This window comes from Klebsiella sp. Shm-1 (assembly GCF_040804525.1).
Taxonomy (GTDB): Bacteria; Pseudomonadota; Gammaproteobacteria; order Enterobacterales; family Enterobacteriaceae; genus Klebsiella; species Klebsiella pneumoniae.
In genome coordinates, this window is sequence record NZ_CP161823.1 from 832,690 (window position 1) to 855,163 (window position 22,474).

General features: G+C 58.6%; 23 protein-coding genes. 6 read left to right on the plus strand and 17 right to left on the minus strand.

The genetic code is table 11. The annotated features are described in order from the left end of the window. Positions 1–386 precede the first annotated feature (386 nt). Complete coding sequence (locus AB1E37_RS04140) at positions 387–1,940, plus strand: peptide MFS transporter (RefSeq protein ID WP_002916277.1); 1,554 nt, start codon at positions 387–389, stop codon at positions 1,938–1,940. Between the two features lie 183 nt (positions 1,941–2,123). Then, on the plus strand, positions 2,124–2,423 hold the full coding sequence (locus AB1E37_RS04145) for a DUF1889 family protein (RefSeq protein ID WP_002916274.1): 300 nt from the start codon (positions 2,124–2,126) through the stop codon (positions 2,421–2,423). Positions 2,424–2,890: 467 nt separating this feature from the next. On the opposite strand, the gene AB1E37_RS04150 is transcribed toward AB1E37_RS04145, so the two are convergent. Genes AB1E37_RS04150 through AB1E37_RS04165 form a run of 4 tightly spaced genes read right to left on the minus strand, consistent with a single transcriptional unit; the run spans position 2,891 to position 7,590 of the window. Further along, the gene (locus AB1E37_RS04150; protein WP_032448089.1) at positions 2,891–4,339 is read right to left on the minus strand and encodes an MdtP family multidrug efflux transporter outer membrane subunit; all 1,449 of its coding nucleotides are present in this window, start codon (positions 4,337–4,339) and stop codon (positions 2,891–2,893) included. Continuing rightward, positions 4,336–6,273 carry a multidrug efflux transporter permease subunit MdtO gene (gene mdtO / locus AB1E37_RS04155; protein ID WP_004151786.1) on the minus strand — a complete coding sequence of 646 codons (1,938 nt, stop codon included), beginning with the start codon at positions 6,271–6,273 and terminating at the stop codon, positions 4,336–4,338. Before mdtO ends, AB1E37_RS04150 begins: the two co-directional genes overlap by 4 nt. A gap of 12 nt (positions 6,274–6,285) precedes the next feature. Then, positions 6,286–7,311 carry a multidrug transporter subunit MdtN gene (mdtN, locus tag AB1E37_RS04160; RefSeq protein WP_004181222.1) on the minus strand — a complete coding sequence of 342 codons (1,026 nt, stop codon included), beginning with the start codon at positions 7,309–7,311 and terminating at the stop codon, positions 6,286–6,288. Between the two features lie 6 nt (positions 7,312–7,317). Further along, the gene (locus tag AB1E37_RS04165) at positions 7,318–7,590 is read right to left on the minus strand and encodes a YtcA family lipoprotein (RefSeq protein WP_002916204.1); all 273 of its coding nucleotides are present in this window, start codon (positions 7,588–7,590) and stop codon (positions 7,318–7,320) included. Between the two features lie 205 nt (positions 7,591–7,795). On the opposite strand from AB1E37_RS04165, the gene yjdI reads away from it, so the two are divergent. Beyond that, positions 7,796–8,026 carry a 4Fe-4S mono-cluster protein YjdI gene (gene yjdI / locus AB1E37_RS04170; RefSeq protein ID WP_002916202.1) on the plus strand — a complete coding sequence of 77 codons (231 nt, stop codon included), beginning with the start codon at positions 7,796–7,798 and terminating at the stop codon, positions 8,024–8,026. An 11-nt stretch (positions 8,027–8,037) separates the two neighbouring features. Beyond that, on the plus strand, positions 8,038–8,310 hold the full coding sequence (locus AB1E37_RS04175; protein WP_002916201.1) for a GNAT family N-acetyltransferase: 273 nt from the start codon (positions 8,038–8,040) through the stop codon (positions 8,308–8,310). Between the two features lie 42 nt (positions 8,311–8,352). Here AB1E37_RS04175 and AB1E37_RS04180 read toward each other — a convergent pair whose 3' ends face one another. The 11 genes from AB1E37_RS04180 to AB1E37_RS04230 form a co-directional block, all read right to left on the minus strand. Next, the gene (locus AB1E37_RS04180; protein WP_032448088.1) at positions 8,353–9,765 is read right to left on the minus strand and encodes an EAL domain-containing protein; all 1,413 of its coding nucleotides are present in this window, start codon (positions 9,763–9,765) and stop codon (positions 8,353–8,355) included. Then, complete coding sequence (locus AB1E37_RS04185) at positions 9,762–10,667, minus strand: fimbrial protein (protein WP_004151788.1); 906 nt, start codon at positions 10,665–10,667, stop codon at positions 9,762–9,764. Before AB1E37_RS04185 ends, AB1E37_RS04180 begins: the two co-directional genes overlap by 4 nt. A gap of 17 nt (positions 10,668–10,684) precedes the next feature. Further along, positions 10,685–11,170 (minus strand): fimbrial protein, encoded by a 486-nt coding sequence (locus AB1E37_RS04190; protein WP_181948611.1) that lies wholly within the window; start codon positions 11,168–11,170, stop codon positions 10,685–10,687. Positions 11,171–11,197: 27 nt separating this feature from the next. Next, positions 11,198–11,725, minus strand: a complete 528-nt coding sequence (locus AB1E37_RS04195) for a fimbrial protein (RefSeq protein WP_019705553.1) — start codon at positions 11,723–11,725, stop codon at positions 11,198–11,200. Positions 11,726–11,735: 10 nt separating this feature from the next. Then, complete coding sequence (locus tag AB1E37_RS04200) at positions 11,736–14,348, minus strand: fimbrial biogenesis usher protein (protein WP_009308599.1); 2,613 nt, start codon at positions 14,346–14,348, stop codon at positions 11,736–11,738. 81 nt (positions 14,349–14,429) lie between these two features. After that, a complete protein-coding gene (locus tag AB1E37_RS04205; protein ID WP_002916192.1) occupies positions 14,430–15,155 on the minus strand; it encodes a fimbria/pilus periplasmic chaperone in 726 nt (241 codons plus the stop codon). Positions 15,156–15,183: 28 nt separating this feature from the next. Next, positions 15,184–15,720: a fimbrial protein gene (locus tag AB1E37_RS04210; protein ID WP_004174507.1), complete on the minus strand. Its 537-nt coding sequence runs from the start codon at positions 15,718–15,720 to the stop codon at positions 15,184–15,186. A gap of 70 nt (positions 15,721–15,790) precedes the next feature. Continuing rightward, complete coding sequence (fimA, locus tag AB1E37_RS04215; protein WP_002916190.1) at positions 15,791–16,339, minus strand: type 1 fimbrial major subunit FimA; 549 nt, start codon at positions 16,337–16,339, stop codon at positions 15,791–15,793. 479 nt (positions 16,340–16,818) lie between these two features. Beyond that, a complete protein-coding gene (gene fimE, locus AB1E37_RS04220) occupies positions 16,819–17,427 on the minus strand; it encodes a type 1 fimbria switch DNA invertase FimE (protein WP_002916189.1) in 609 nt (202 codons plus the stop codon). 465 nt (positions 17,428–17,892) lie between these two features. After that, entirely contained in the window at positions 17,893–18,498 is a 606-nt protein-coding gene (gene fimB / locus AB1E37_RS04225) for a type 1 fimbria switch DNA invertase FimB (RefSeq protein WP_004151951.1), read from the minus strand. A 150-nt stretch (positions 18,499–18,648) separates the two neighbouring features. Next, positions 18,649–18,897, minus strand: a complete 249-nt coding sequence (locus tag AB1E37_RS04230; RefSeq protein ID WP_004144011.1) for a hypothetical protein — start codon at positions 18,895–18,897, stop codon at positions 18,649–18,651. 818 nt (positions 18,898–19,715) lie between these two features. Here AB1E37_RS04230 and AB1E37_RS04235 point away from each other — a divergent pair. Then, entirely contained in the window at positions 19,716–20,672 is a 957-nt protein-coding gene (locus AB1E37_RS04235) for a nickel/cobalt transporter (RefSeq protein WP_004900395.1), read from the plus strand. Here AB1E37_RS04235 and AB1E37_RS04240 read toward each other — a convergent pair. After that, positions 20,669–21,175, minus strand: a complete 507-nt coding sequence (locus AB1E37_RS04240; RefSeq protein ID WP_002916184.1) for a MarR family winged helix-turn-helix transcriptional regulator — start codon at positions 21,173–21,175, stop codon at positions 20,669–20,671. The genes AB1E37_RS04235 and AB1E37_RS04240 overlap by 4 nt on opposite strands. A gap of 81 nt (positions 21,176–21,256) precedes the next feature. Here AB1E37_RS04240 and AB1E37_RS04245 point away from each other — a divergent pair, with 81 nt between their 5' ends. Continuing rightward, positions 21,257–22,153, plus strand: a complete 897-nt coding sequence (locus AB1E37_RS04245; RefSeq protein ID WP_004900391.1) for an EamA family transporter — start codon at positions 21,257–21,259, stop codon at positions 22,151–22,153. A gap of 95 nt (positions 22,154–22,248) precedes the next feature. On the opposite strand, the gene AB1E37_RS04250 is transcribed toward AB1E37_RS04245, so the two are convergent. After that, positions 22,249–22,458 carry a DUF1471 domain-containing protein gene (locus AB1E37_RS04250; protein WP_002916131.1) on the minus strand — a complete coding sequence of 70 codons (210 nt, stop codon included), beginning with the start codon at positions 22,456–22,458 and terminating at the stop codon, positions 22,249–22,251. Positions 22,459–22,474: the final 16 nt, after the last annotated feature.

Consider the following 22,474-nt stretch of genomic DNA (forward strand, 5'->3'; position numbering starts at 1 on the left):
TGCTGACAATATTCTCGCTTAGCGCTATTTCTCCACTATCCAGTCTGTTTCCCTTACTTTTCCTGCCGTTATACACCGCCTCTGCGCCGGTGGTTTATGTCTCTCGATAAATTATTAACTGTTTGTTTTTAATAGGTAAAATTTCGTTTTGTGCGTAATGATATAAAGTCAACGTCGTTTGCATTATTGCGAACATTAAATCTGTAAAACTAGATGTTTGTCGACTTTTCATCTAAAAAGGGAAGGTAAGGGGCTGGACAAAACCATTGCGTGGTTATCAAATGGTTAAAAATGCTCGTGTTTGATGTTAATACAAACAAATTATAAATCGTCAGCCTGCTTTATACGGTTAACTTGCGCTGCGGCGCACCTTACCTGGAGAATTTATGCATTCCTCTGTTAATAAAAACGAAAGCCGTACCTTTTTCGGCCATCCTTATCCGCTGGGCTCACTGTTTTTCACTGAAATGTGGGAGCGCTTCTCGTTTTACGGCATCCGTCCTTTACTGATCCTGTTTATGGCGGCGACAGTGTACGACGGCGGCATGGGCCTGGCGCGAGAGAACGCCTCGGCGATCGTTGGGATTTTTGCCGGCAGTATGTATCTGGCCGCGCTGCCTGGCGGCTGGCTGGCGGATAACTGGCTTGGCCAACAACGCGCCGTCTGGTACGGCTCTATCCTGATCGCCCTGGGGCACCTGTCGATCGCTCTGTCAGCATGGCTGGGCAACGATCTGTTCTTTATCGGTCTGATGTTTATCGTCCTGGGTTCCGGGTTGTTTAAAACCTGTATCTCGGTGATGGTCGGCACCCTGTATAAAAAGGGCGACGCGCGCCGCGACGGTGGTTTTTCGCTGTTCTATATGGGGATCAACATCGGCTCGTTTATCGCGCCATTGATCTCTGGCTGGCTTATCAAATCGCATGGCTGGCACTGGGGCTTCGGCATCGGAGGGATCGGGATGCTGGTGGCGCTGATCATTTTCCGTGTCTTTGCCGTACCGTCGATGAAGCGCTATGACGCGGAGGTTGGCCTCGATTCCACCTGGAACAGCCCGGTGGCGAAAAAGAATGGCGTTGGAGCGTGGCTGCTGGCGCTGGCTCTGGGAGTGGCGGTGCTGGTCACGCTTATCAGCCTGGGCACGATCGTGATTAACCCGGTGGCGGTGGCCAGCGTGCTGGTCTATGTAATTGCCGCCTCCGTGGCGCTCTATTTCATCTGGCTGTTCGTCTTCGCCGGACTCAACCGTAAAGAGCGGGCGCGCCTGCTGGTATGCTTTATTTTGCTGGTCTCGGCGGCCTTTTTCTGGTCCGCGTTTGAACAGAAACCGACCTCCTTCAACCTGTTTGCTAACGACTATACCAACCGGATGATCGGCGATTTTGAGATCCCCGCGGTCTGGTTCCAGTCGATTAACGCCTTGTTTATCATTCTCCTCGCGCCGGTATTCAGCTGGGCGTGGCCTGCGTTGGCGCGTAAAAACGTTCGTCCGGGCAGTATGACCAAATTCGTCATTGGCATCCTGTGCGCAGCGGCGGGCTTTGGCCTGATGATGCTGGCGGCGCAGAACGTTCTGAGCAACGGCGGGGCCGGTGTGTCGCCGCTGTGGCTGGTGGGCAGCATCCTGATGCTGACGCTCGGTGAACTGTGCCTCAGCCCGATTGGGCTGGCGACCATGACTCTGCTGGCGCCGGAGAGAATGCGCGGCCAGATGATGGGGCTGTGGTTCTGCGCCAGCGCGCTGGGTAACCTGGCGGCGGGCCTGATCGGCGGTCATGTGAAGGCCGATCAGCTGTCGCTGCTGCCGGACCTCTTCGCCCGCTGCTCCATCGCATTGCTGATCTGCGCCGCCGTGCTGGCCGTGCTGATTGTCCCGGTCCGCCGGATGCTGGAGAACAGTCGGTCCAGCGCCGCGCAAAAATCCCTCAGCAACGCCTGACGCGATCCTCAGGCCGGCCCTACGGGCCGGCTTGTTTTTTGTCCAATCCCCGCCCCAGCAGAACAAAATCCCCTTTTCACAATGCGCGATGTCCCATAACGTGAGCGTGTTCTTTGAAATCACGTCGCTTTCCGGTCCATAGTGTAGTCAGGTTTACTATGTGGTTAATATAAGGACACACCTATGCCAGCAGTCATTGATAAAGCATTGGATTTCATCGGTGGTATGAATACGTCTGAGCCAGTACCACAGTCTATGGATGAAAGTACCGCGAAGGGAATTCTCAAATATTTAAAAGAACTGGGCGTACCCGCCACCCCGGCCGACGTCGCTGCGCGCGGCCAACAGCAGGGCTGGAGCGCTGGGTTTACCGATAAAGTGGCGGAGTGGGCTGAACGGGTCGCCGCCGGCGAACGGCTGGTGATTAAGCATCCGGAATTCTTTTCCACCTATATGCGGGAAGAGCTGCGCGCCCTGGTGTAATCGCCGCGCATCCACCCCGCCTCTTCAGCTTAATGCCTTCCCCTATTGGGAAGGCATTCTGGCGGATGACAAACCCGTTTCGTTATTGTGTTCGCCTTTCTGCCGGGTGGCGGCTTTCGCCTTACCCGGCCTACAAAAAACTACAATATCAGACAGTTATGCAGTTAGCTGTAGGCCCGCGCAAGCGCAGCGCCGCCGGGCAAGCGCTGAAGATTGCACTTTGTCTGCAGTCTGATTGCCTTCCCCTATTGGGAAGGCATTCTGGCGAATGACAAACCCGTTTCGTTATTGTGCTTGCCTTTCTGCCGGGTGGCGGCTTTCGCCTTACCCGGCCTACAAAAAACTCCAATATCAGACAGTTATGCAGTTAGCTGTAGGCCTGCGCAAGCGCAGCGCCGCCGGGCAATCGCTGAAGATTGCACTTTGTCTGCAGTCTGAATGCCTTCCCCTCGGGGAAGGCATTTTTGTTACTGCCCTCGATAGCCGCCGCCCAGGGCTTTGATCAGGGTAATGTCGGTGCTTAGCCGCTGGGCCTCAATGTCCAGCAGCAACAGCTGCTGGGCGAGGACCGCCCGGCGGGCTTCTTCGGCGGCGTAGCGGCTGAGGAGGCCGCGCTGATAATGAGCGCGAGCGCTATCGGTGGTGGTCTGCGCCGCGGTGACTTTTAGCTGCTGCAGCGCGCGCTGCTGATTCAGGTCGTTAAGCTGGCTGGAGCTGATGGCGACATCGCGAACCGCATCCAGCACCGCCTGGTTGTACTGTTTGATCAGGATGTTGCTGGCGGTGCGTACCGACTGCAGATTAGCGTTCAGACGGCCGCCGTCGAAGATCGGCAGATACAGCCCGGGCAGCAGGTTGATCTGCTGGAAAGAGGACTTAAACAGATCCCCGATGCTCAGGGCGTTATAGCCCCAGAACGCTTTGATATCAAAATGGGGGTAGAAGGCCGCTTTCGCCGCATCGACCTGGCTCAGGGAGGCGGTGACGTAGCCGCGCAGCGCCTGCAGGTCCGGACGGCGGGCCAGCAGCTCGAAAGAGAGCGACGGCGGCAGCGTCTCCTGGAGCGCCGGCAGCGCCACCGGATGGATGGCCGGCATGCTCTGCGCATCGGCGCCGATCAGCGCCCGCAGGGTTTCACGATACTGGGTCAGCATCCCCTCGGCGCTAATGATCTGCTGGCGAGCGGCGAGCTGTTCGGCCTGGGCGTTGGCCACATCCACACTGTCTTCCAGGCCGCGCCGGGTCCGGTGCTCGTGGGCTTCCACCGAGAATCGGGCAATGCCCTCCAGCTCCTGCAGCAGCGCGATTTTCTGGAACGTCGCCTGCATGGCGAAATAGAGCTGCGCCACGCTGCTGGCGATGTCGAGCTCAATGCCGGCGGTCTCCGCCAGCCGGGCGTTTTTCTCGCCAATAGCGGCGGCGACCCGGGCGCGATCGGCCCCCCAGAGATCGATATTCAGCTGCGCCCCGACGCCAACGGTATTCAGCGTATACCAGGGGCCGTTTTTATCCACCGGCAGGGAGTATGAGTAGGGCCAGCTAAAGGATTTGTCGGTGATCCGCAGGCGGTTTTGCGCCGCGACGGCGGTGGCCTGCAGGCCCATCGCCGACCGGGCGAGTTCCACCGTGGACTGCGACTGGGAGATGCGCAGCCGGGCGGCCTGCATGGTCGGCGAGTTCTGCAGCGCCCGGTTGATCAGCATATTGAGCTGAGGATCATCATAGGCCTCCCACCAGCGGGCGGCCGGCCAGTCGCTGTTCGCCAGGTGGATCACCTGCGCCAGCTGGGCCTGCTGCGGATTGACGATGGCGACCTGGGCAGGCTCATCCTGGATCAGCGCGCAGCCGCTGAGCAACGTCAGCGTCAGGGTAAAAAGAGTGCCGCGCAGGCGCGCGGAGAAAGGAAGGATCATCATGACGTTTTAGCCTGTTGCTCAGTCGCTATCGGTGTCGGCCCCCAGTCGGGCAGGGCGGCCAGCGCGGCGGCCAGCGCCGGGCCAAAGGGGTTAGTCAGTTCGGCGGTCAGCTGTTCGCCAGGCGCCGTCGCCTCCTGTTCGATACGTTCAGCGTAGCGCCGCAGCTGTTCGGCGCAGCGGGCCAGGGTCGGGTCTCCCGGCGCGGCGTTGAGTCGGTAGCCTTCGCTGAGGCGGGCGATCTCCTCGGCCTGGGCGAGGGTGGCGCGCATCGGCCAGTCTTTCGCCTGGGGCCAGGGGTGAGCATACGTGCCCAGCGGTTCGGCGCGAACCCGGTGGATCAGCGCTTCGCTGTCGGTGAAGGCGACAAGCAGGGGAGCCAGCGGAACCGCCTCCTTCGGGGCGGCGAGGCAGTCCGCCAGCCGGCGATAGAGTGCCGCAAGGCGGGTTTTCAGCTGCGGCGCTTCGCTGTCCGGCCAGAGATACAAATGAACAATGGAGGAGACCAGCACCCCGAGCAGGATGCCCAGCACCCGATCCCGCAGCTCGGTGAGGTTCGTCAGCGGAGCAAACCAGCTGAGAAAGGCCAGCGCAAAGGTGAAACCAATCTGGATCCCGGCGTAGGCGATACGCTCCGAGCCGGCGGCAATCCACGCCGCCAGCGCCAGCACCGGCAGGGACATCGCCAGCAGGCCCGTCAGCGAATCGGTCCAGGGCTGGACAAAGACGATTAACAGCAGCGCCAGCAGGGAGGCGAGCAGCGCTCCGCCGATGCGCAGCCATGTCTTTTGCATCGTGGCGCCCAGCCCGGGCTGGGCGACGATCACGCAGCTCAGCATAATGGTATGTAGACCCTGCCAGTCGGCAGCGGTATAGAAGACATAGCAGATTAGGGTCGCCAGCAGGGTCTTGAGCGCAAAATGGAGATATGCCGGGTTGCGCCAGGCGTCCGGCGCCAGCAGGGGCGCCTTCTCCACCTCACCCTGCGGCAGGGCAACCGGCTCACCCTGCGCCAGCCGCTGCAGAGTGGTAGCCATCTCCTGCAGAACAGCGCGATTGACGCCGCGACCGCTGAGCGTCAGGGGAGGAATAGCGCCGTCAAACGGCTCCTCGCTAAGGGCGTTCTTCAGCTGAAGTACCGCCTGCGACAGCTGCTGGCGATCGTCACTATCCGCCTCGTCTGCTTGCAGCAGGGCCGCCAGCTGGTAGCAGCGCAAAGTGGCGGCCAGCCGCGAGCGCCAGGCCAGGGGATCGGCGGCGATCTCCGGTGTCGCCCGGCTGGCCTGGGCGAACAGCGACTGCAGCTGATTGAACTGCGCGGCGGTCTCGCCGAAGGTCGGTGGCGCTTCAGCGTCCGGGGCCGCAAGCCGCCGGGCGACCTCGTGCAGCATCCCGGCCAGGCGCGCCTTAAACTGGTTACCGGGAAAGGCCTGCTGAAAGCAGGCGTTGACCAGCAGGGTGACGAGGATCGCGGTGTTAATCGCCACCCACAGCCAAAGCAGCAGCCGCACCAGGATCTCGCTCTGGCTGGTCATCGACGGGAAGGTCTGAGCGTAAATCACCGCCAGCGCCACCACGAAAAAGGCTAGTCCCAGCTTGCCCAGCACCCGCATCAGATAGAGGGCGCAGAAAAAGAGCGCCACGGAGGCCGCCAGGCGGATCAGCGGGTAGTCATAGGTCCACTTGATGATCAGCAGCACGCCGCCGAGCGCCACGGTGACGGTGACAAAAAAGACCACGCTGACCAGCTTAATCATCAACACGTTAGGCTGGCTGACGTAGAACACGACGATCAGCGCAACGGCCAGGAAAGGGATCTGCAGGGTCATAAACAGGGTGATGAGCACCGCGCAGCTTAGCGTCAGGCGCAGCGTGTAGCTGGCGCGTCCCGGCGCGTCGCGCAGTTCCTGGCGTAAAAAATGGGCGAGAGGAAACATAGCGTCGCCCGGCTACGGCTGCAGCACGGCGCTGGCCGAGGCGCCCATGCGGAACAGTTCCGGGTCGGGATCGCTGACGGCGATTTTCACCGGGAAGCGCTGCGAGACGTGGACCCAGTTAATGCTTTTCTGGATCAGCGGCAGCCCTTCGATGACGCTCCCACCTTCGGGCAGGACCCCGGAGCCGACCGAATCCACCACCCCGTTAAAGGTCCGGTTGTGGTTGGTCATCACGGTGATCCGCGCCGCCACGCCGGGGCGCACGTTGTTCAGGTCGGTTTCGCGGAAGTTCGCGATCACATACCAGCGGTCGTCATCCAGCAGGGTGAAGACCGGCTTCAGCGCCGAGGCGTACTGGCCGACGGTGGTTTTCAGCGCCACCACCACGCCGTTGAACGGCGCGCGCACTTCGGTAAATTCCAGATGCAGTTCAGCGAGGGCGATTTGCGCCAGGACCCCGGCGCGTTGCGCCACCATGGCATCCACGCCGGTCACGGCCGCCGAGGCCTGTTTGGCCTGCAGCAGCGTGGCCTCCAGCTCCGCCCGCGCCGCTTTCTCAGCGGTGCGCGCCTGATCGAGATCTTCCTGGGAAGCGAACCCCTGCGGCACCAGCGGCTCAAGGCGGATACGCGTGGAGGTGGTCTGCTTAACCAGCGCTCTGGCGCGCTCGACGGCGGCCGCCACCGACTGGGCGTTATACTCCTGCGCTTTGATGGTGCGCTGGGTCAGCATGATCTGCGCGTCGAGGGTCGTCAGCCGGGCTTTCGCGTCATCGAGCATTGCCTGATAGGGGCGGGGGTCGATGCGGAACAACAGATCGCCTTTTTTCACCCGCTGGTTATCGCGAATGGGCATCTCCACGATGCGTCCGCTGACCTCGGGCACTACATCGATGGTATCGGCATAGACATAGGCGTCATTGGTCTCCGGCGAGGTTTGCAACTGCCAGATAACGAGGATCAGCGCCAGGATGGCGGCAAGGACCAGCGCCAGCAGAGGCCACTTTTTGCGTAACAGGGGAGTGCGGGAAGTTGTCATAAGCGATCAGTGAACAAAAAACAGAAACCACAGCAACGTGGCGAACAGGAACATCAGCGCGACGTAGCTGAAGACCAGGGGAGAAAAGCGCGGCTGCCAGCCTTTACGGGTAATCAGGATATGGCAGGGGATCAGTAAAAACGCACCGCCCAGTAAGCAGAAAAACCAGCCGGGAAAAGCAGCGCCCAATACCGGGATCTCTGGCGAAAGTGAGCAGCCGGAAAGCGGCAAGACGAGCAGTAACCGCGCCGGGCGGGCGATGGTGGCAATATGATTCAATGGAACATCCCTGAGTGATCATACCAGTGTGTCATGAGTGTAATCGCCTCGTTGCGGGAATGAAAGTCAACCGATCGTTGACTGCGGGATCCTTGCGCGATGGGAGAGCATGATGTGAGGCGTCAATTCCCGCGCTTGCGCATAGTCAGCCGCCACGGCGAGGGCTATGCTTAGCCTGAAAGATAAAAACGACCGAGGCAATGTCATGGATAAGGAATTACTGGAAGCCGGCTACCGGGCCTACACCGGGGAGAAAATCGACGTCTACTTTAATACGGCGATCTGTCAGCATTCCGGGAACTGCGTGCGCGGCAGCGCGAAGCTCTTCAACCTGAAGCGTAAGCCGTGGATTATCCCGGATGAAGTGGATGTCGCGACGGTGGTAAACGTGATTGATACCTGCCCGAGCGGCGCTCTGCAATATCGTCATAAATAAGCGAGGAGAAGATGGAAATACTGGAAGGGCATAACAAATTTTATGTTAACGACGCGCAGGGAAACCAGGTGGCGGAGATTGTTTTTGTTCCCACCGGCGAACACCTCAGCATTATCGAACATACCGATGTTGATCCCAGCCTGAAAGGCCAGGGCGTGGGGAAACAGCTGGTGGCGAAGGTAGTGGAAAAAATGCGCCAGGAGCAGCGGAAGATTATCCCTCTCTGCCCGTTTGCCAAACATGAATTCGATAACACCCGCGAATACGACGATATTCGCGCATGACGTACCGGCACCGGTGCTAACCGGTGCGCTTTTCTCGCACCCTCAACGTTTCGCCGGATCGCGCTGGTGGGAAAAGCGGCGGATCAGATCCGGGAGATGTTCGCGCCGCATCGGTGGTGAAAACAGATAGCCCTGGAAGCGATCAATCCCCAGCGATTTTAACTGCGTAAATTTCGCCAGTGAATCCACCCCTTCCGCCACACAGCGGCTGCCGCTCAACTGACAGTAGTAGGCCAGGCTTTTTATTAGCGCAAGCGCCTTTGGATCGTGCTGGGCGTCATTGACGATGCTCATATCCAGTTTATACGCATTGAAGTGCTGTCGACGCGCCGGAAAGATAACGCTCCCCTGAGAAAAGCAGTCGTCCAGCATCACGCGCACGCCAGCACGTTGCAGCTGCGCCACGTGGGCGGCGGAGCGGCTCTGATGGCGAAAATCGATAGTTTCAGCATATTCCAGCACCAGCCTTGCCACGCCCTCTGGCTGCCGAAGCTGCTGGCGAGCGGCTTCCACCATCCGCAGCAGGCTGTCACTGTCGGCGAGTGAGGAGGGTATGTTGACCGAAAAATAGAAGGTGCCTGGATACTCATTAATATTCTGCACGGCCTCCTGCAGAACAAAGGCCGTAAGCAGCAGCCAGGTGTAGTCGGCGCGGAAGTGCGGCAGAAAGGTCTGGGGGTGAAGTACCTGGCCGCGGTGGCGCCAGCGGATCAGGATCTCCACCCCCTGTAGCTGTGAGCGACTATCGACGATAGGTTGAAAAACCGGGAAGACCTGGCGATCGTGAATCGCTTGTACCCATTCCTGTTCAAACGCCGTCAGTGCGTTTGCGGGTGAGCGCGGCAGCAGCGTGCGCGGAAAGCGGGGGGCCAGATGCGGATGACATTCCACCAGCTTTTTCACCCCAGCCAGCCGTTGGGTGTAGAGCGTTTTCTGGCTCAATCCGAGACGTTGGGCCTGCTCGCCTATCGTCTGCCCTTGCAGCAGGGCGAGGATCACCTTGAGCTCGGCGTGGGTCAACCCGACGACCCGTTTTCCGTGGATCAGGGCGGCTTCGCTGGCAAGCCGCTCAAGCCGCGGCGCATTCTCCAGCCGATGGGCCAGCTCCGCGCAGGACAGATCGGCGGGGGCAGTATGGACGTTGCGCAGACGATCCGGATGACTCACCTGATAGAGCAGCGTTTGCCACAGCCAGATGGCCGGGCTGCGGCTCAGAATCAACATCGGTAACGGCGGCAAGGCCTCGTCGAGTAGCCTTGCCGCCTGGCGCAGCGTGGTGAGCATCCACAGGGGATCGTCAGGGAGATACACCACGATCCGCTTCACGGCGGCCAGCTCGCGCAGGGACACGCCCTCGACCGGCAGCTCAACGGGCCGCTTCGCGGCGTTCAGCATCAGCTGGCTCAACCCGCGGGCGGCCAGCGAGCAGGGCGAGAGGATATAATCGGTCATCATTGATAGACAAAGGTGATGCCGATGATCGACTGCACGTTGCCGGCGGTAACCTGGCCTGTGGTCCGGGCATAGGTGGCCGTCAGGCCGAGGTTGACCGGCGAGGTGCCGACGGTGCCCAGCGAGACCGTGCTGTTCGCCGGGACGGCGCTGCCGTTGCGCGTCAGCTGAACGCCTATCCCCTGCGCCGGCGAGGCGGAGGCGGTATTGGTGAAGATCGCGTTGGCGCTGTCCGCGGTGGTGCCGGAGAGGTAATACCCCAGCTGCTGGCTTTGCGCGCAGTGGACGGTGAGCGGCACGGCCATCGATCCCGGGTAGTCGGGGAGGGTGACGGTGACATCGCGGGCGGAGACGTCGCAGCCGCCGGTGGGGACCACCACGTCGTTGTTGGCGTAAATGTTCCAGATGAACTGGAAGGAGTCGCTATTGTAGTTGTTGGTCTGATGCAGGATCAGCACCGCGATTAACGATCCTGCGGTGATGGCCACCCCACCGGCAGTGCTCACCGGCGTCAGATACAGGACGGCCGGCCAGGGTTTATCGGTCCGTGAATCATAAATCACCCGCGCGGTTTCCGTGGTGGTCGGGAACGGGTAAGAGGTGCCGTTATATTTCACGGTGCCTGAAAAACTCGACAGCACACCGCCATAGGCGGATCCGCGCTGCAGGGTCACGTAGTCGGTGATCGTTTCCGGATAGTCGTTATGGCAAAAAATCTGCGTGGAGAGGTCGACCACCAGGTTTTGCCCGACGTTCACCGCCGGGGTCAGGTTAACGTAGACGTTGGCTGACCCGCCGCCGATGGGAATCGTCGCCCCGGTGGCCGTTTTGCAGGCAAAGGACCAGGCGTTCATCGACCAGCCCAGCAGCAGCAGGGTGGTGAACAGGGGGATTATTTTTTTCATCATGATGCTCTCCTGGCTCAGGCGTAGGTATAGGTGACGTTAATCACCGCCTGAATGGTGCCTTGCGTGGCGCCGTCGTTGACGGACAGCGCCCTGACCTGCAGCGGGAAGCGAGCGGACTGGCTGGCCTCATCCACCTGTACCGACTGGCTGCTGCCATTGTTCAGCGTGGTGCCGTCCTCGTTCTGCAGTTCGAGCTGAATATTGCCCGCCGTTCCCTGGTTTTTGTAATAGCCGGTGCTGTCCGCCGTTCCGCTGAAGGTGGCTTTCACCCGTGAAGTACCCACGGGGCAGTTGCTCAGATCCAGCGCCACGCTGTGCCAGGCCGATGCCGAGCCCGCACCGATCAGGCTAAAGGTATAGAGATCGCCCAGCTCGACGGTGGCATTGACGGTGGAAACCGTGCAGGGTCTGGCCACCACCTTGCCGTTGACGGTGAGAGTGACGTCGGCCGCCCGCAGGGAAGCGCTCGCGGTTAACAGGCCGGCCAGCAGCCAGCCCACATGAGTCCATTTCATTTCAGCCTCCGCTTACTGAAATTCCAGGGTGAATGTCGCTGTCGCATTGACATGCCCGGCGGTGACGGGCACCTGAGTGGCCATCAGCCGGGCGTAAAAGTTGAGAATATTGGTCTGGCCCGGGGTCAGCGTGGTCCAGGTCATGGTGGATGACGGCGCATTGACCGGCAGCCGGGACTGCTGCTGATCGAGAATTTCCACCCCCATTCCTGCCGCCGCCGAGGCCCCGGCATCGAGTTTTAACAGGCTGGTGTTGATGCTGTCCGCCACGCCGGTGAAACCGACCTTCACCGCGGTGACGGAAGTGCCGCAGGGCGACAGCACGATGCGGAACGGCACCGGCGGCGTCGTCGCCCCAACGGCATAAAACTGCTTCGCGGCGTTATCCTGTAAATCGACAGTAAAATCCTTCGATTCGCCGGCTACCGCGCAGGCGTTATCGCGGACATAGCCGCTGATGGCGATCGTGCTATCGGCGGCAAGCGCAGCCGGTGCGCCCAGGGTGAACAGGGCGCCCAGCAGATACTGCAGTGTTCTCATCATGATCTCCTTAGCGGCACGCGACCGAAAGCTGACTGAGCGCCTGCTGCTGGCTCTCCGGCGGCAGACGGTAATCGGCCACGCACTGAGCGTCCGGGCCATCGCCCCATTTCACCCGCACTTTGCCCGCCAGCGGCATCCCGCTCAGGTAGACCTGGCCGTTGTCGGCGACGATGCTGCCGCTCTGGTTGCTGTCGCCGGTGGCGAGGGCGCCAAACGGCACCGGTTTGCCGCGATGGGTCAGCGTCATCAGGATCTTCATCCCCACCTGGGCGTTAAAGTTGGCGCGGACAATCGCCCCATGGGTGGGCACCACGCTGACCACCGCATCGTCAAGGTCGACATTGTCCGCCAGGGTGTTGGTATCCAGCGCGATCCGGTTTTCACGATACTCAGTGGCATAAGGCAGGACGGCATACCCGCGCCAGTCGGTGCGTACCCCGGTCTGGTTTTCCACTTTCACGCCGCCGGCGCCGGGGGCTTTCACCAGCACCACGGTATCGTTTAACGGTTGGCTCAGGGTGATGCCGTTGGCGTGCGCCAGCACGCCGCCGCTGACCCCGTAATAGAGCTGTTTAAAGCCATCGCTGCGGCTGTAGCCGACGTTGGCGTTGCCGTAGCCGCCGCGGTAGTTGAGGGCGGTGTAGCCTGTGCTCCCGTTGTCGCCGTTGCCGCCGCCGGCATAGCCGGTCTGCACGCTATAGCTGAGGTTGTTGTCTTCCAGCAGGGTGCCGTACAGGCCCGCCAGATTGGTCATGCGGCCATTGAGATCGTGCGACAGGCTGTAGCTGGCGCTGGCGTGCCGCCAGACCGAGCGGCTGTCGGAACGCAGCCAGTGGCTGAAGGGGATATTGATATTGATCGCCAGCATTTGATCGCGCCCCTGCTGCCAGGCGTTTTTTGTCAGGCTGTAGCTTAGCGACCAGTTGATATCGTCCACGGCGGCGTTGAGGCCGGCCTGCAGCTGCTCATCGGCATCGTCGGTGCCCCAGTAGGTCTGGTGGCTACCGCTGAGATAGAGGGTGGCGGTGCGCCCCAACTGCTGAGTCACGCTCAGCTGCACCTTGCCGCGCTTGCTGTAAGCCAGATTGTAGTAGTCGGTAAATTTCGGTTTTACCTGGATAACGCCGTCCTGGGTTTCCACACTGTAGCCGCTCATCCGGCGGTAAGTGGTATCGGCAAAGTTATAATAGCCGCGGGTAGAGTAGCGGTAGCCCACCAGCTGCAGGTTGGTGCCGGTCTCATCCAGGGATTTGTTATAGAGAAAACGCACCGACTGCCCCTGATGTTCGCTGTCGTCAGCCAGGGTGGCGTTGGCCTGAGTGATATCCAGCGACAGGGCGCCGAAATAGCCCATGTTTTTCCCCACCCCAAGGTTAAAGGCGCGATAGCGGTCTGCCAGCTGGGTGCCGCCGTAGAGCGTCCAGCCTGCCGGCAGGCCATGCATGGCCGTGCCCTGGAAAAAATCGGGCGTTTCCTGCTGACTGTTGCCGCTGCGGTACTCCCCGGCGGTGAGGGCGAAGCGGGTATGGCCTTCACGCTGGAGAACCGGCACCGTTGACCAGGGCACGCTGAAGACCTGGCGGGAGCCATCCGCTTCTTTGATCGTGACCTGCAGATCGCCGCCATTGCCCGCGGCGTAGAGATCGTCGATGGTAAATGGTCCCGGCGGCACTGTGCTCTGGTAGATTTCGTAGCCGTTTTGCCTGATTGACACCTGCGCCGTGCCGCGGGCGATCCCGTGGATCACCGGCGCAAAGCCTTTCTGGCTGTCCGGTAGCATATTGTCGTCGGAGGCCAGCTGGGCGCCGCGGAAGTTGATCCCGTCGAAGACATCGCCGTTGGTGTAGCTGTCCCCTAGGGTGAGTCGCGAACGCAGAGGCGTGATGTCCCGCTCAAGCCAGCTGTTAACGTGCTGCCAGCGATTCTCGTTGGATGAGGTGCTACCGCCGCTGCTGTAGCTCCAGGTGCTGTTATCGCGCAGACGCCAGGCGCCAATGTTCAGGCCGCTCTGTAGATTCAGATAGGCGTAACGGCTGCTGCCACCTGTGGTGTTATGGGCGTTATTGCCCGTGAAGTTATAGTTAATCAGCCCGGCGGTGATACCGTTATCCCACAGCTCCGGCGGAATATAGCCGCGCGCATGGTTACCCATAAATGCCTGGGGGACAGTGAGGTACAGGCGCTGCTGTCCGACGTCGAAGCGCGTGGTAGCTTCGCTGATAAGCGTGGTCAGCGGCACGCAGGCCGTGCTGTCCAGCGTCGCCATGCCCGGCACCCGACCGGTATCCACACCCATGCTCGCCAGCTGGCCGCGCGTCAGGCAGGGTGACAGACCGTGACCCTGGGCATCGGCCTGGAAAGTGACGTCCCGGGTGGTCATAAAACCATTGTTGAGATAAATATCGACGCGATAGGTGCCTGGCGGAACCTCCTGGCCTTTTTCAAATCCCGACAGGTCAGCCACCGCCGCCGGATCGTCAGCTAAAAAGCGGGGGTTAAAATAGAGGTCCGCCCGCGCGGCAAACGGCTGTGAGCAGAGCCACAGCGCCAGCGCCGGAGATACCAGGCGCCGGGCAGTTCGGCAACCTAAATGATCCAGTCCATATTTCCGATGTGACATTATCCCTCCGGTCCGACGTTGCCCGGCTGTCATTGCTTCTGGTCATGCGCAGCGTGTCCCGCGCGGCGGGGCGCTTCTTGGTTAGCGCAGCACGCCATTCATTTTCGGCGTCAGCGCGCCGTAATCATTAATCGTGCGATAGGTGATGGTGTTCCCGGCATCCGCGGGTAGCTTGACGCTGGTTTTGCCCATCGGCGGTACGAGGGCGTTCTCCAGAATGCGTGTCCCGGCGTTCAGTTCGGTCACCGTCAGGTAATAGGGGGTGGGGTTCGTCAGCGTCAGCGACGATCCGCTACGGCTAAAGGTCAGCTTTTCCGCCGCTTGATCCGGAGGCAGGGCCAGTTTTCCCGGACGGTAGTAGAGCTTGATGCGGCTGATAATCGCCAGCTGCAGGGTATTGTCGCTGAGCTTTGATTTATCCATCGAAGGGATCGCCTTCACGTTCATCCAGAACAGACTTTCCCGATCCTGCGGCAGCTGGTTATTGGTGGCGTCGATAATGCGCAGGGTGTTCTCTTTTTTACCCTGCATGGCAAACAGCGGAGGAGTGATGACAAACCGGCCGTCTCGCTGACCATCGGCATTTTCCACCCATGACTGAATAAGCCAGGTACTGTTGTCATCATTATTGGTCACCGCGAGCTGGACCTGCTTCTGTCCCGCCGGGTAGATAACCCGGGTCGCGCCAAGCGCAACGCCCGCCTGCGCGCTGGCGCTAAAGATACTGGCGGCGAAAAGCACACATCCTGCCAGTAAGCCATGCGCCATCGTTGCCGTTTTTCTCACATTATCTCCTTGTCTGCTCACCGTGTTGTCCTGTTTGTCTGCGGATTAATTACTGATAGGTCAATGAGAACCAGGCCTGGGCATTGGCTGCACCGCCGGTGACCTGGCGTCCGGTCGCCCGATATTTGGCGACGAAATTTAGCGTCGTCGGTCCGCGGTAGAGTGATATCCAGCGATCCGCTGGACGATTGAGCGGGAGCTGCTGGCCCTGGCTGTCGAATAGCGCAATACCGATCCCACTGGCGATCCCCGGACCTTCACCCACCGACAGCACGTCGGGGTTTTTTCCATCAGCCACGCCGTGAAAGGTCACACCCACATGCTGGCTGACCGCCGTACTGCAATCCTGTAAATGAATCGCGAAAGGGATTGGGTTGCTGTCTTCGCCGACAGCATGAAATCGATTACTGCTGATCTGCCCCAGATTGACCGTCATCTGCCGATCGCCGGCTTCGACGCGGCAGGAGCTCGCCATTATCAGGCCCTGAAAACGCATGCTGCCCCCCGGCAGCGTGACGTTCCAATGATTACCGGCCAGCGCCAGCGGAGGCAGTAGCAGCAGCAGACCAGATTTCATTCCCTGCATCGTTTCACTCCGGTTGAAAATAGAGAGCGGGCCCTCCTGGCCCGAATAGCTTCCCTGCCTGACTCGGGTCTTACTCGTACTGCACTTTGAACGTGGCATCCGCGTTCGCTATACCAGCCGTCGCTGCGCCGGTCGCGTAGTAACGTGCCTGGAACGGGATGATGTTGGGGCCGTCATTCAGCGTGGTCGCAGCACTGAAGGTGGCGCCGTCCAGTGCCAGTGGCGTACCGGTATTGTCGAGGATCTGCACGCCGACGTTGGTTGCGCTGCCGGCGGCAGAGTTTTGCAGGGCCAGAACGGTGGTATTGCTGCTGTCGATGGCCGTACCGGCGAAGGCGACGGACGCTTTGGTGGCTACCGTAGTGTCGCAATCATCCAGCTGGATGTTGAAACCGACGGCCGAACTGGTGCTCCCCGCCGTGGCCAGTTTCGCGGAACGCACCTGGCCTAACTGAACGGTTTGATCGATAGAGCCGGCATCCACCGCACAGGCCGCATTAACGACTTCTCCTTTAAAATGCACGGTCCCGCCGTTGACCGTGGTGGTATCGGCCAGAGCTGCCGTGGAGCTCAGTGACAGGGCTGACACAACAATCATTGCCAGTGTTTTGATTTTCATACTGTTTTCCTTTGAACGATGTCGAAATAACGAACCGGATTGGCAGCCGTTGTGCCTTCCAGGCATTTCAGATTTCAGCCGAGTGGTCCGGCTGCCGGCTCTGCACAGTTTTCGCCCAACCGATGAGACAATTGGGGCCATTTTGACTCGTTGGGGTAAATGATCTGTATTTTGTGTCAACCTGGTATTCTGTGGTTTTAAATGCTGCAAAATTTGGTTTTTATGGTAATATAATCTGGTGTGGTGGGAGGGGGGGCGAAAGGAATAGCGATGGCGTTGGCGACGGATCGCCGGTGCAGCAGAGATATGGTTAGAGAAAAGTGAGTAATTGCAGGTTTAAAAATAGATAATAATCAATGAGATATGATTTTTTTTGCGGAAATATGGCGCAGTGAGTTGCAAAATATGTCAAAACATTTTTATGATATAAACAGTTTGGCCCCAATTGACCTGTTCGTTATTTTTTTAATTCTTTAAAATCAATCAGTTATTTCATTTTTCGTCTTCTGGTCTTTTTCCTCTAAAAGATTATTTCTTTCCCAGATGCCAGCGAAACGTGCCGCATTACTGGCGGTGTAACGTACTGTGTGACGAATATTGCGATGTCCTAGATAATCCTGTATCAAACGCGTATCTGTCCCTCTTTCAGCCAGTTCATAGCCGCAGGCGTGACGCAGCATATGGGGGTGAGTGTGCGTGACGGTACCCGCATTTTCCCCGGCGGAGCGAATAATACGATACGCCTGCTGGCGGGAGAGCGCGGTGCCGCGGCGGGAGATAAACAGTGCGTCCGTTTTGTCCGCCGCTTTCCAGCCGGCACGGACCAGGCTCCAGCGCTCAATCGCCTCGCGCTCATCAAAACGCAGTGGATGAATCGTCGAAAAACCATTCTTTAATCGCCGCACATTAACCCGCCCTTCATGGAGATCCAGATCGTGATAATGCAGATCCAGCAGTTCGCTAATGCGCATGCCATGGCGAAAGGCCAGCAGAATGAGGCAGTAGTCCCGTTCGCCGGTAGGGCCCTGACGAGCAGCCTGCATCATGGCCTGAACTTCTTTGGCGGTTAGAAAACGACGTCGGTTCACAATAGTTGCTCCTGAAAATAGGTATGAATGACCGTCACAGCGAAACCATACGCCATGACGAGAAAGGTTCTGTAATGCTAAAACGGTACAGGGTGAAGATGATTAATCACGAATTGATAACATATTACATTGCCAGACACTAAAAATATCGTCGGGTGATAATTCTTAATTTTAAAGATTTTAATCATCGGCTCAATAGTATCTGCGCGGGTTGCCGCCAGGTATATAAAATGAAAGGATATTTTTCATTACCAGCCGCTATTAAAAACACAGCCGCGGTAATTTTTTCCCACCAATAAATACCCAGCCTTATTCCTGAGTAAACGCAGGGTTATATTAACTCTCAGTCATAAGGATTAAATAAGAACTTGTGGGAACAGTAATCCTAATTAACGCAGGGTTAATAATCATGAATATTTTAATTTGTCGACCGCTCGCGATACAACGCCATCCATGGCGTCAAGGCTATTGGATCAGCGACGATCGCTGTTTGTCACGGGGATTGTCCCAGATGCCATAGAAGCGTCCCGCATTGCTGGCGGTATACCAGACGGTGTGGCGGATATTGCGATGCCCGAGATAATCCTGTATCAAGCGGGTATCGATCCCCATATTCGCCAACGCAAAGCCACAGGAGTGCCGCAGCATGTGCGGGTGGATCTCCAGTGGCAGCCCCGCCAGTCCCCCTGAGGACGCGATAATCTGATAAAACTGTTGGCGGGAAAGGGGATTACCTTTGCGGGAGAGAAACAGCCATTCGCTGGCGGCCTGCGGCCAGCTGCTGCGAATGGCCAGCCAGCGCTTTAGGGCGTAGATCTCTTTATCCAGCAACGGGTGGGTAGTCGAAAACCCTTTTTTAAGCCGATGGATGTAAACACATCGGGCAGCAAGGTCGATATCCGATATTCGTAGACGACAGATCTCGCTGGCGCGCAGACCATGGATGAAGCACAGTAACGTCAGGCAATAATTACGTGCAGCATAAGGACCGGTATCGGCCGCTTTAAGTAAAGACTCAATTTCATTCTGAGTCAGGAAGTTCCTTTTTTTTATGTCGGCGTTATTCGTCATGGTTTTCCCTTTTATTGCAGGCATATTTTTGGTTTTCCGAGCCTGCGTCAGGTCATTGTTAAATTTGACTGCCTTTTTATTTTGAAACAGCGTGGTGATAACGTTTTAATTTGCTACGAGCGCGAGCGGTATCATGGGCTAGCTCCATTGCTAACGATAAGAGGCCGCGATCTGAAGGGTAAAGAAAGGGTGAGCTGGCTGAACTGATGAATCTTTCCTGGGGGTTTCCACGTCCTGTACATCCCTGATCCTCTTGATGATACCCGCATGATGATGAAGGCTTGGGCTTCCGGCCACGGCAAGGCGGCTATCAATGCCGTCATGATTGATTGCCTGTCTACTGGGCAATGTCACCCCAGTAAACCAGCCTCCCTCGCCGACAACCTTCGGGAATGGCATGAGAAATTTCTCAGACAAAATACAACCTTAAGTCGTCTGGATAGCATTCACTGCAAAACTACAACAGTGATTAAACCATACTGCAAAAAGCCTGGTGATAATAGCATTGTCTGTAATAGAGCACATTACGCCGTATTTCAACGGGTAAGCTTAATCTGGTACATGCGGTTGAATGAAATGAAAACTCGTCACGGTCAACGTATACAGGAAGATATCAATGGGAGGTAGAAGAGGACAGGTAAGTATTGCGACACGGTCTGGCGGCGGGTTGGAATACTCGCTTCGGCGCGGGAAGGACTCACATCCAGGATACGCCGAAGCCTGCCGGTTCACCACTTTTCGTCACGTGCCTCCTGGCGCTTGTCGCTGCGCCAGGTGGCCTGTACGGAAAGCGATGGCAGCAGTAACCAGGGTAAGTAAGCCTCTTTTCATGGAAGTGATCCTGCTGAAGAGTGCAATAAATAGCAGTTAAAGAATATTGTTGCCGGAAGCGCAGCATAATAACTGACAAAAAATGCTCGCCAAGAAATAACTTATTTATTTTTATCTGTGATTTTTTGAGTAATTATTCCTGTTAAAAGGTATTGGTAACCAATAACGCATAAAAAGATATAGCTGTGGTATGCTCAAGATATTGAGGCATTCTGCGCTAATACGGTGTCGGGAAGATAGCGATCGGTAGATAATGCGGAGCCTGGTGACTACGAACAATCCCGTGAACAGCTTCGACAAATTCCTCACCCTTCAGCGCTGACACCTTCGCTCGCCTGTCGTAAAGTTGCTGTCAGGCGGTTTACGTTTACTACAATGGTATAACGATGACGACTCCGATTGCGCTCCGCGACTGGCGCCTGCTGGCGGCCGGGTGCGGCGGCCTTCTACTGCTGGCCGCCGCTATCACCTTGCACAGCCACTGGGGTGACTTTCTCCAGTGGTGTCTCGCCACCCAAATTACCCTGCATCGCTATCTGGTGATGTACCTTCTGTTGCTGAATAACCATCAGTACAGCGGCGGTATCTGGCTGCTGGTGGGGGCCTTTCTCTATGGCGTGCTGCACGCCGTCGGACCGGGACACGGTAAATTTATCGTGACGACCTACCTGAGCACCAATCAGGAGAGCCTGACGGCGGCGCGGGTGGTGCCCTTTCTCGGCAGCCTGTTGCAGGGCGTCACTGCGATACTCTTTGTCTTTATTCTTGCGGTGGGGCTGAATCTGGCCGCCGGCGATCTTAGCGCCAGCCGCTGGTACGTCGAGAAGATCAGCGCCCTGACCATCGGCGTCTTTGGGGCTTATGTTATCTTTCGCGCTCTGCAAAGCCTGTGGCCGACAAAACAGGTGATTCGCCGTCTGACGCCAGCGCATCAGCATGACGCCTCGTGCGGCTGCGGCCATCACGGCGTGGGGCAGGATATGCAGGGCGCTGACTGGAAGACGCGCCTTGGCGTGGTGCTGGCTATCGGCGTTCGGCCCTGTAGCGGGGCGATCATGATTTTATTATTCGCCAATGCGTTGGGGATTGTTAGCTGGGGCATCGCCGCGGTGATGAGCATGGCGCTGGGCACCGCGCTCTCGATCCTCGGTCTGTCGCTGCTGGTTCACTATGCGCGCCATCGGACGGTCAAACGATTGGTCACGAATCACCGCCCGCGGCCCTGGCTGGTACCGTTGGTGAAGATCCTCGGCGGTCTGGCGCTGATCCTCTTTGCCGTGGGATTGTTTTTCAGCGTGGTGCCGATCAGCGCCAACGGCGACTTTATCGCCGCTGGCTGTTAGCCCGTTTCCAGCAGTCGCATCAACACCCGCAGCGCCTGATCCAACTGCTGGCGTTCACCGTCACTGAGTCCTGCCAGCAGTTGCCGTTCGTTGTCGACGTGGGTTTCCACTGCGGCATCGATCCGTTCGCGTCCGGCGGAAGTCAGGGCGACCAGCATACTGCGGGCATCCTCCGGATTGGGCAGGCGGGTAATAAACCCGCGTTTCTCCAGCGCCTTCAGACGATGGGTCATGGTGCCGGAGGTAATCATCAGCGTGGAGAAGAGCTGGGTGGGCGAAAGTACGAAAGGCGCCCCGGCGCGCCGCAGCGTCGCCAGCATGTCAAACTCCCAGCGCACCAGATCGTGGCGCGTAAAGGCCACTTCCACCTGCGGCTCCAGCAGCATAGCGCATCGTTTCAGGCGACCTATCGGCCCCATGGGGCTGCAGTCGAGGTCTGGCCGCTCCCGCTGCCACTGGGCGAGGATGCGATCCACGGCGTCGATCGGCGGTGATTTGTCCATTAGTGCTCACTTGTCTTGATATCAAGATACTTGGCGGTACATACTTCACTCACTAATTTACCTTGAAGTGAAGATAAAATCATGGCTTTTCTCTCACGTAATCTGATTCTCGACCTGCTGCTCACCGCGCTGGCGCCCGCTATCTGGGGGACGACCTACATTGTCACCTCCCAGTTTCTGCCCCCTGACCGCCCATTTATTGCTGCGCTGCTGAGGGTGCTGCCGGCAGGTATCGCCCTGCTGATCTGGAGCCGTCGTTTTCCGCAACGCGGCGAATGGGCAAAGCTGATCGTTACCGGCATCTTAAATATCGGCGCGTTTCAGGCGCTGTTGTTTATCGCCGCCTATCGCTTACCCGGCGGGCTGGCGGCGGTGATCGGCGCGATCCAGCCGCTGCTGGTGATGCTCCTCGCCTGGTGTGTCGACCGGCAGCGCTCGCCCTGGCTGGCGGTGTTCTCCGCCATCGCCGGCATACTCGGTATGGCCATGCTGCTGCTGTCGCCGCACACCGTCCTCGACCCGCTGGGCATCGGCGCGGCGTTTCTCGGGGCGATCAGTATGGCGCTGGGCACCTGGCTTTCCCGGCGCTGGGCGCTCTCCCTGCCGATCGTCGCGCTGACCGGCTGGCAGCTGACGATCGGTGGGGTGGTGCTGGCCCCGGTGGCGCTGATCGTTGACCCTCCTTTGCATCAGGTAACAGTGCTGCAGGCGGCCGGCTATCTGTGGCTGTGCCTGGCGGGCGCCATGCTGGCCTATGGCCTGTGGTTTCGGGGGATTGGCCGCCTCTCACCGGTGGCCGTGTCGGCGATGAGTCTGCTGAGCCCGGTGACCGCCGTGGTACTGGGATGGATATTCCTCGGACAAAAGATCCAGGGGATGGCGCTGATGGGATTGATCGTGGTGCTGGCGAGCGTGCTGTCTATCCAGCTCGCGCTGGCGCGTCAGGCGGCGGGAGCAAAAACGAAAAAAGCCCCGTAACGGGGCTCGACATTGCTGCGTGCGGGGTGGGCGGCGGGAGCCAGACCAGCCACCCGCAGGCGGCCTGTCCGGCAGCTCCCTCTGCAACCATTCGCTTATTTAGACAGCTCGGCGGTCATATGGACCTGGTTGCCGGTGTACGCTTCGGTAATGTGATAGGAAGCGCCTTGTTCTTTCGCAATGGTTGCGATTTTCGCTTCTGCGCTGTCCAGGGTGTCTGCTGTCACGCTCACCGGATGAGCGAAGCTAGCGAAAGAGACCAGGGAGAGCATACCGGCAGCGGCGAGTAATTTTACGTTTTTCATGGTGTTTGTCCTTTTA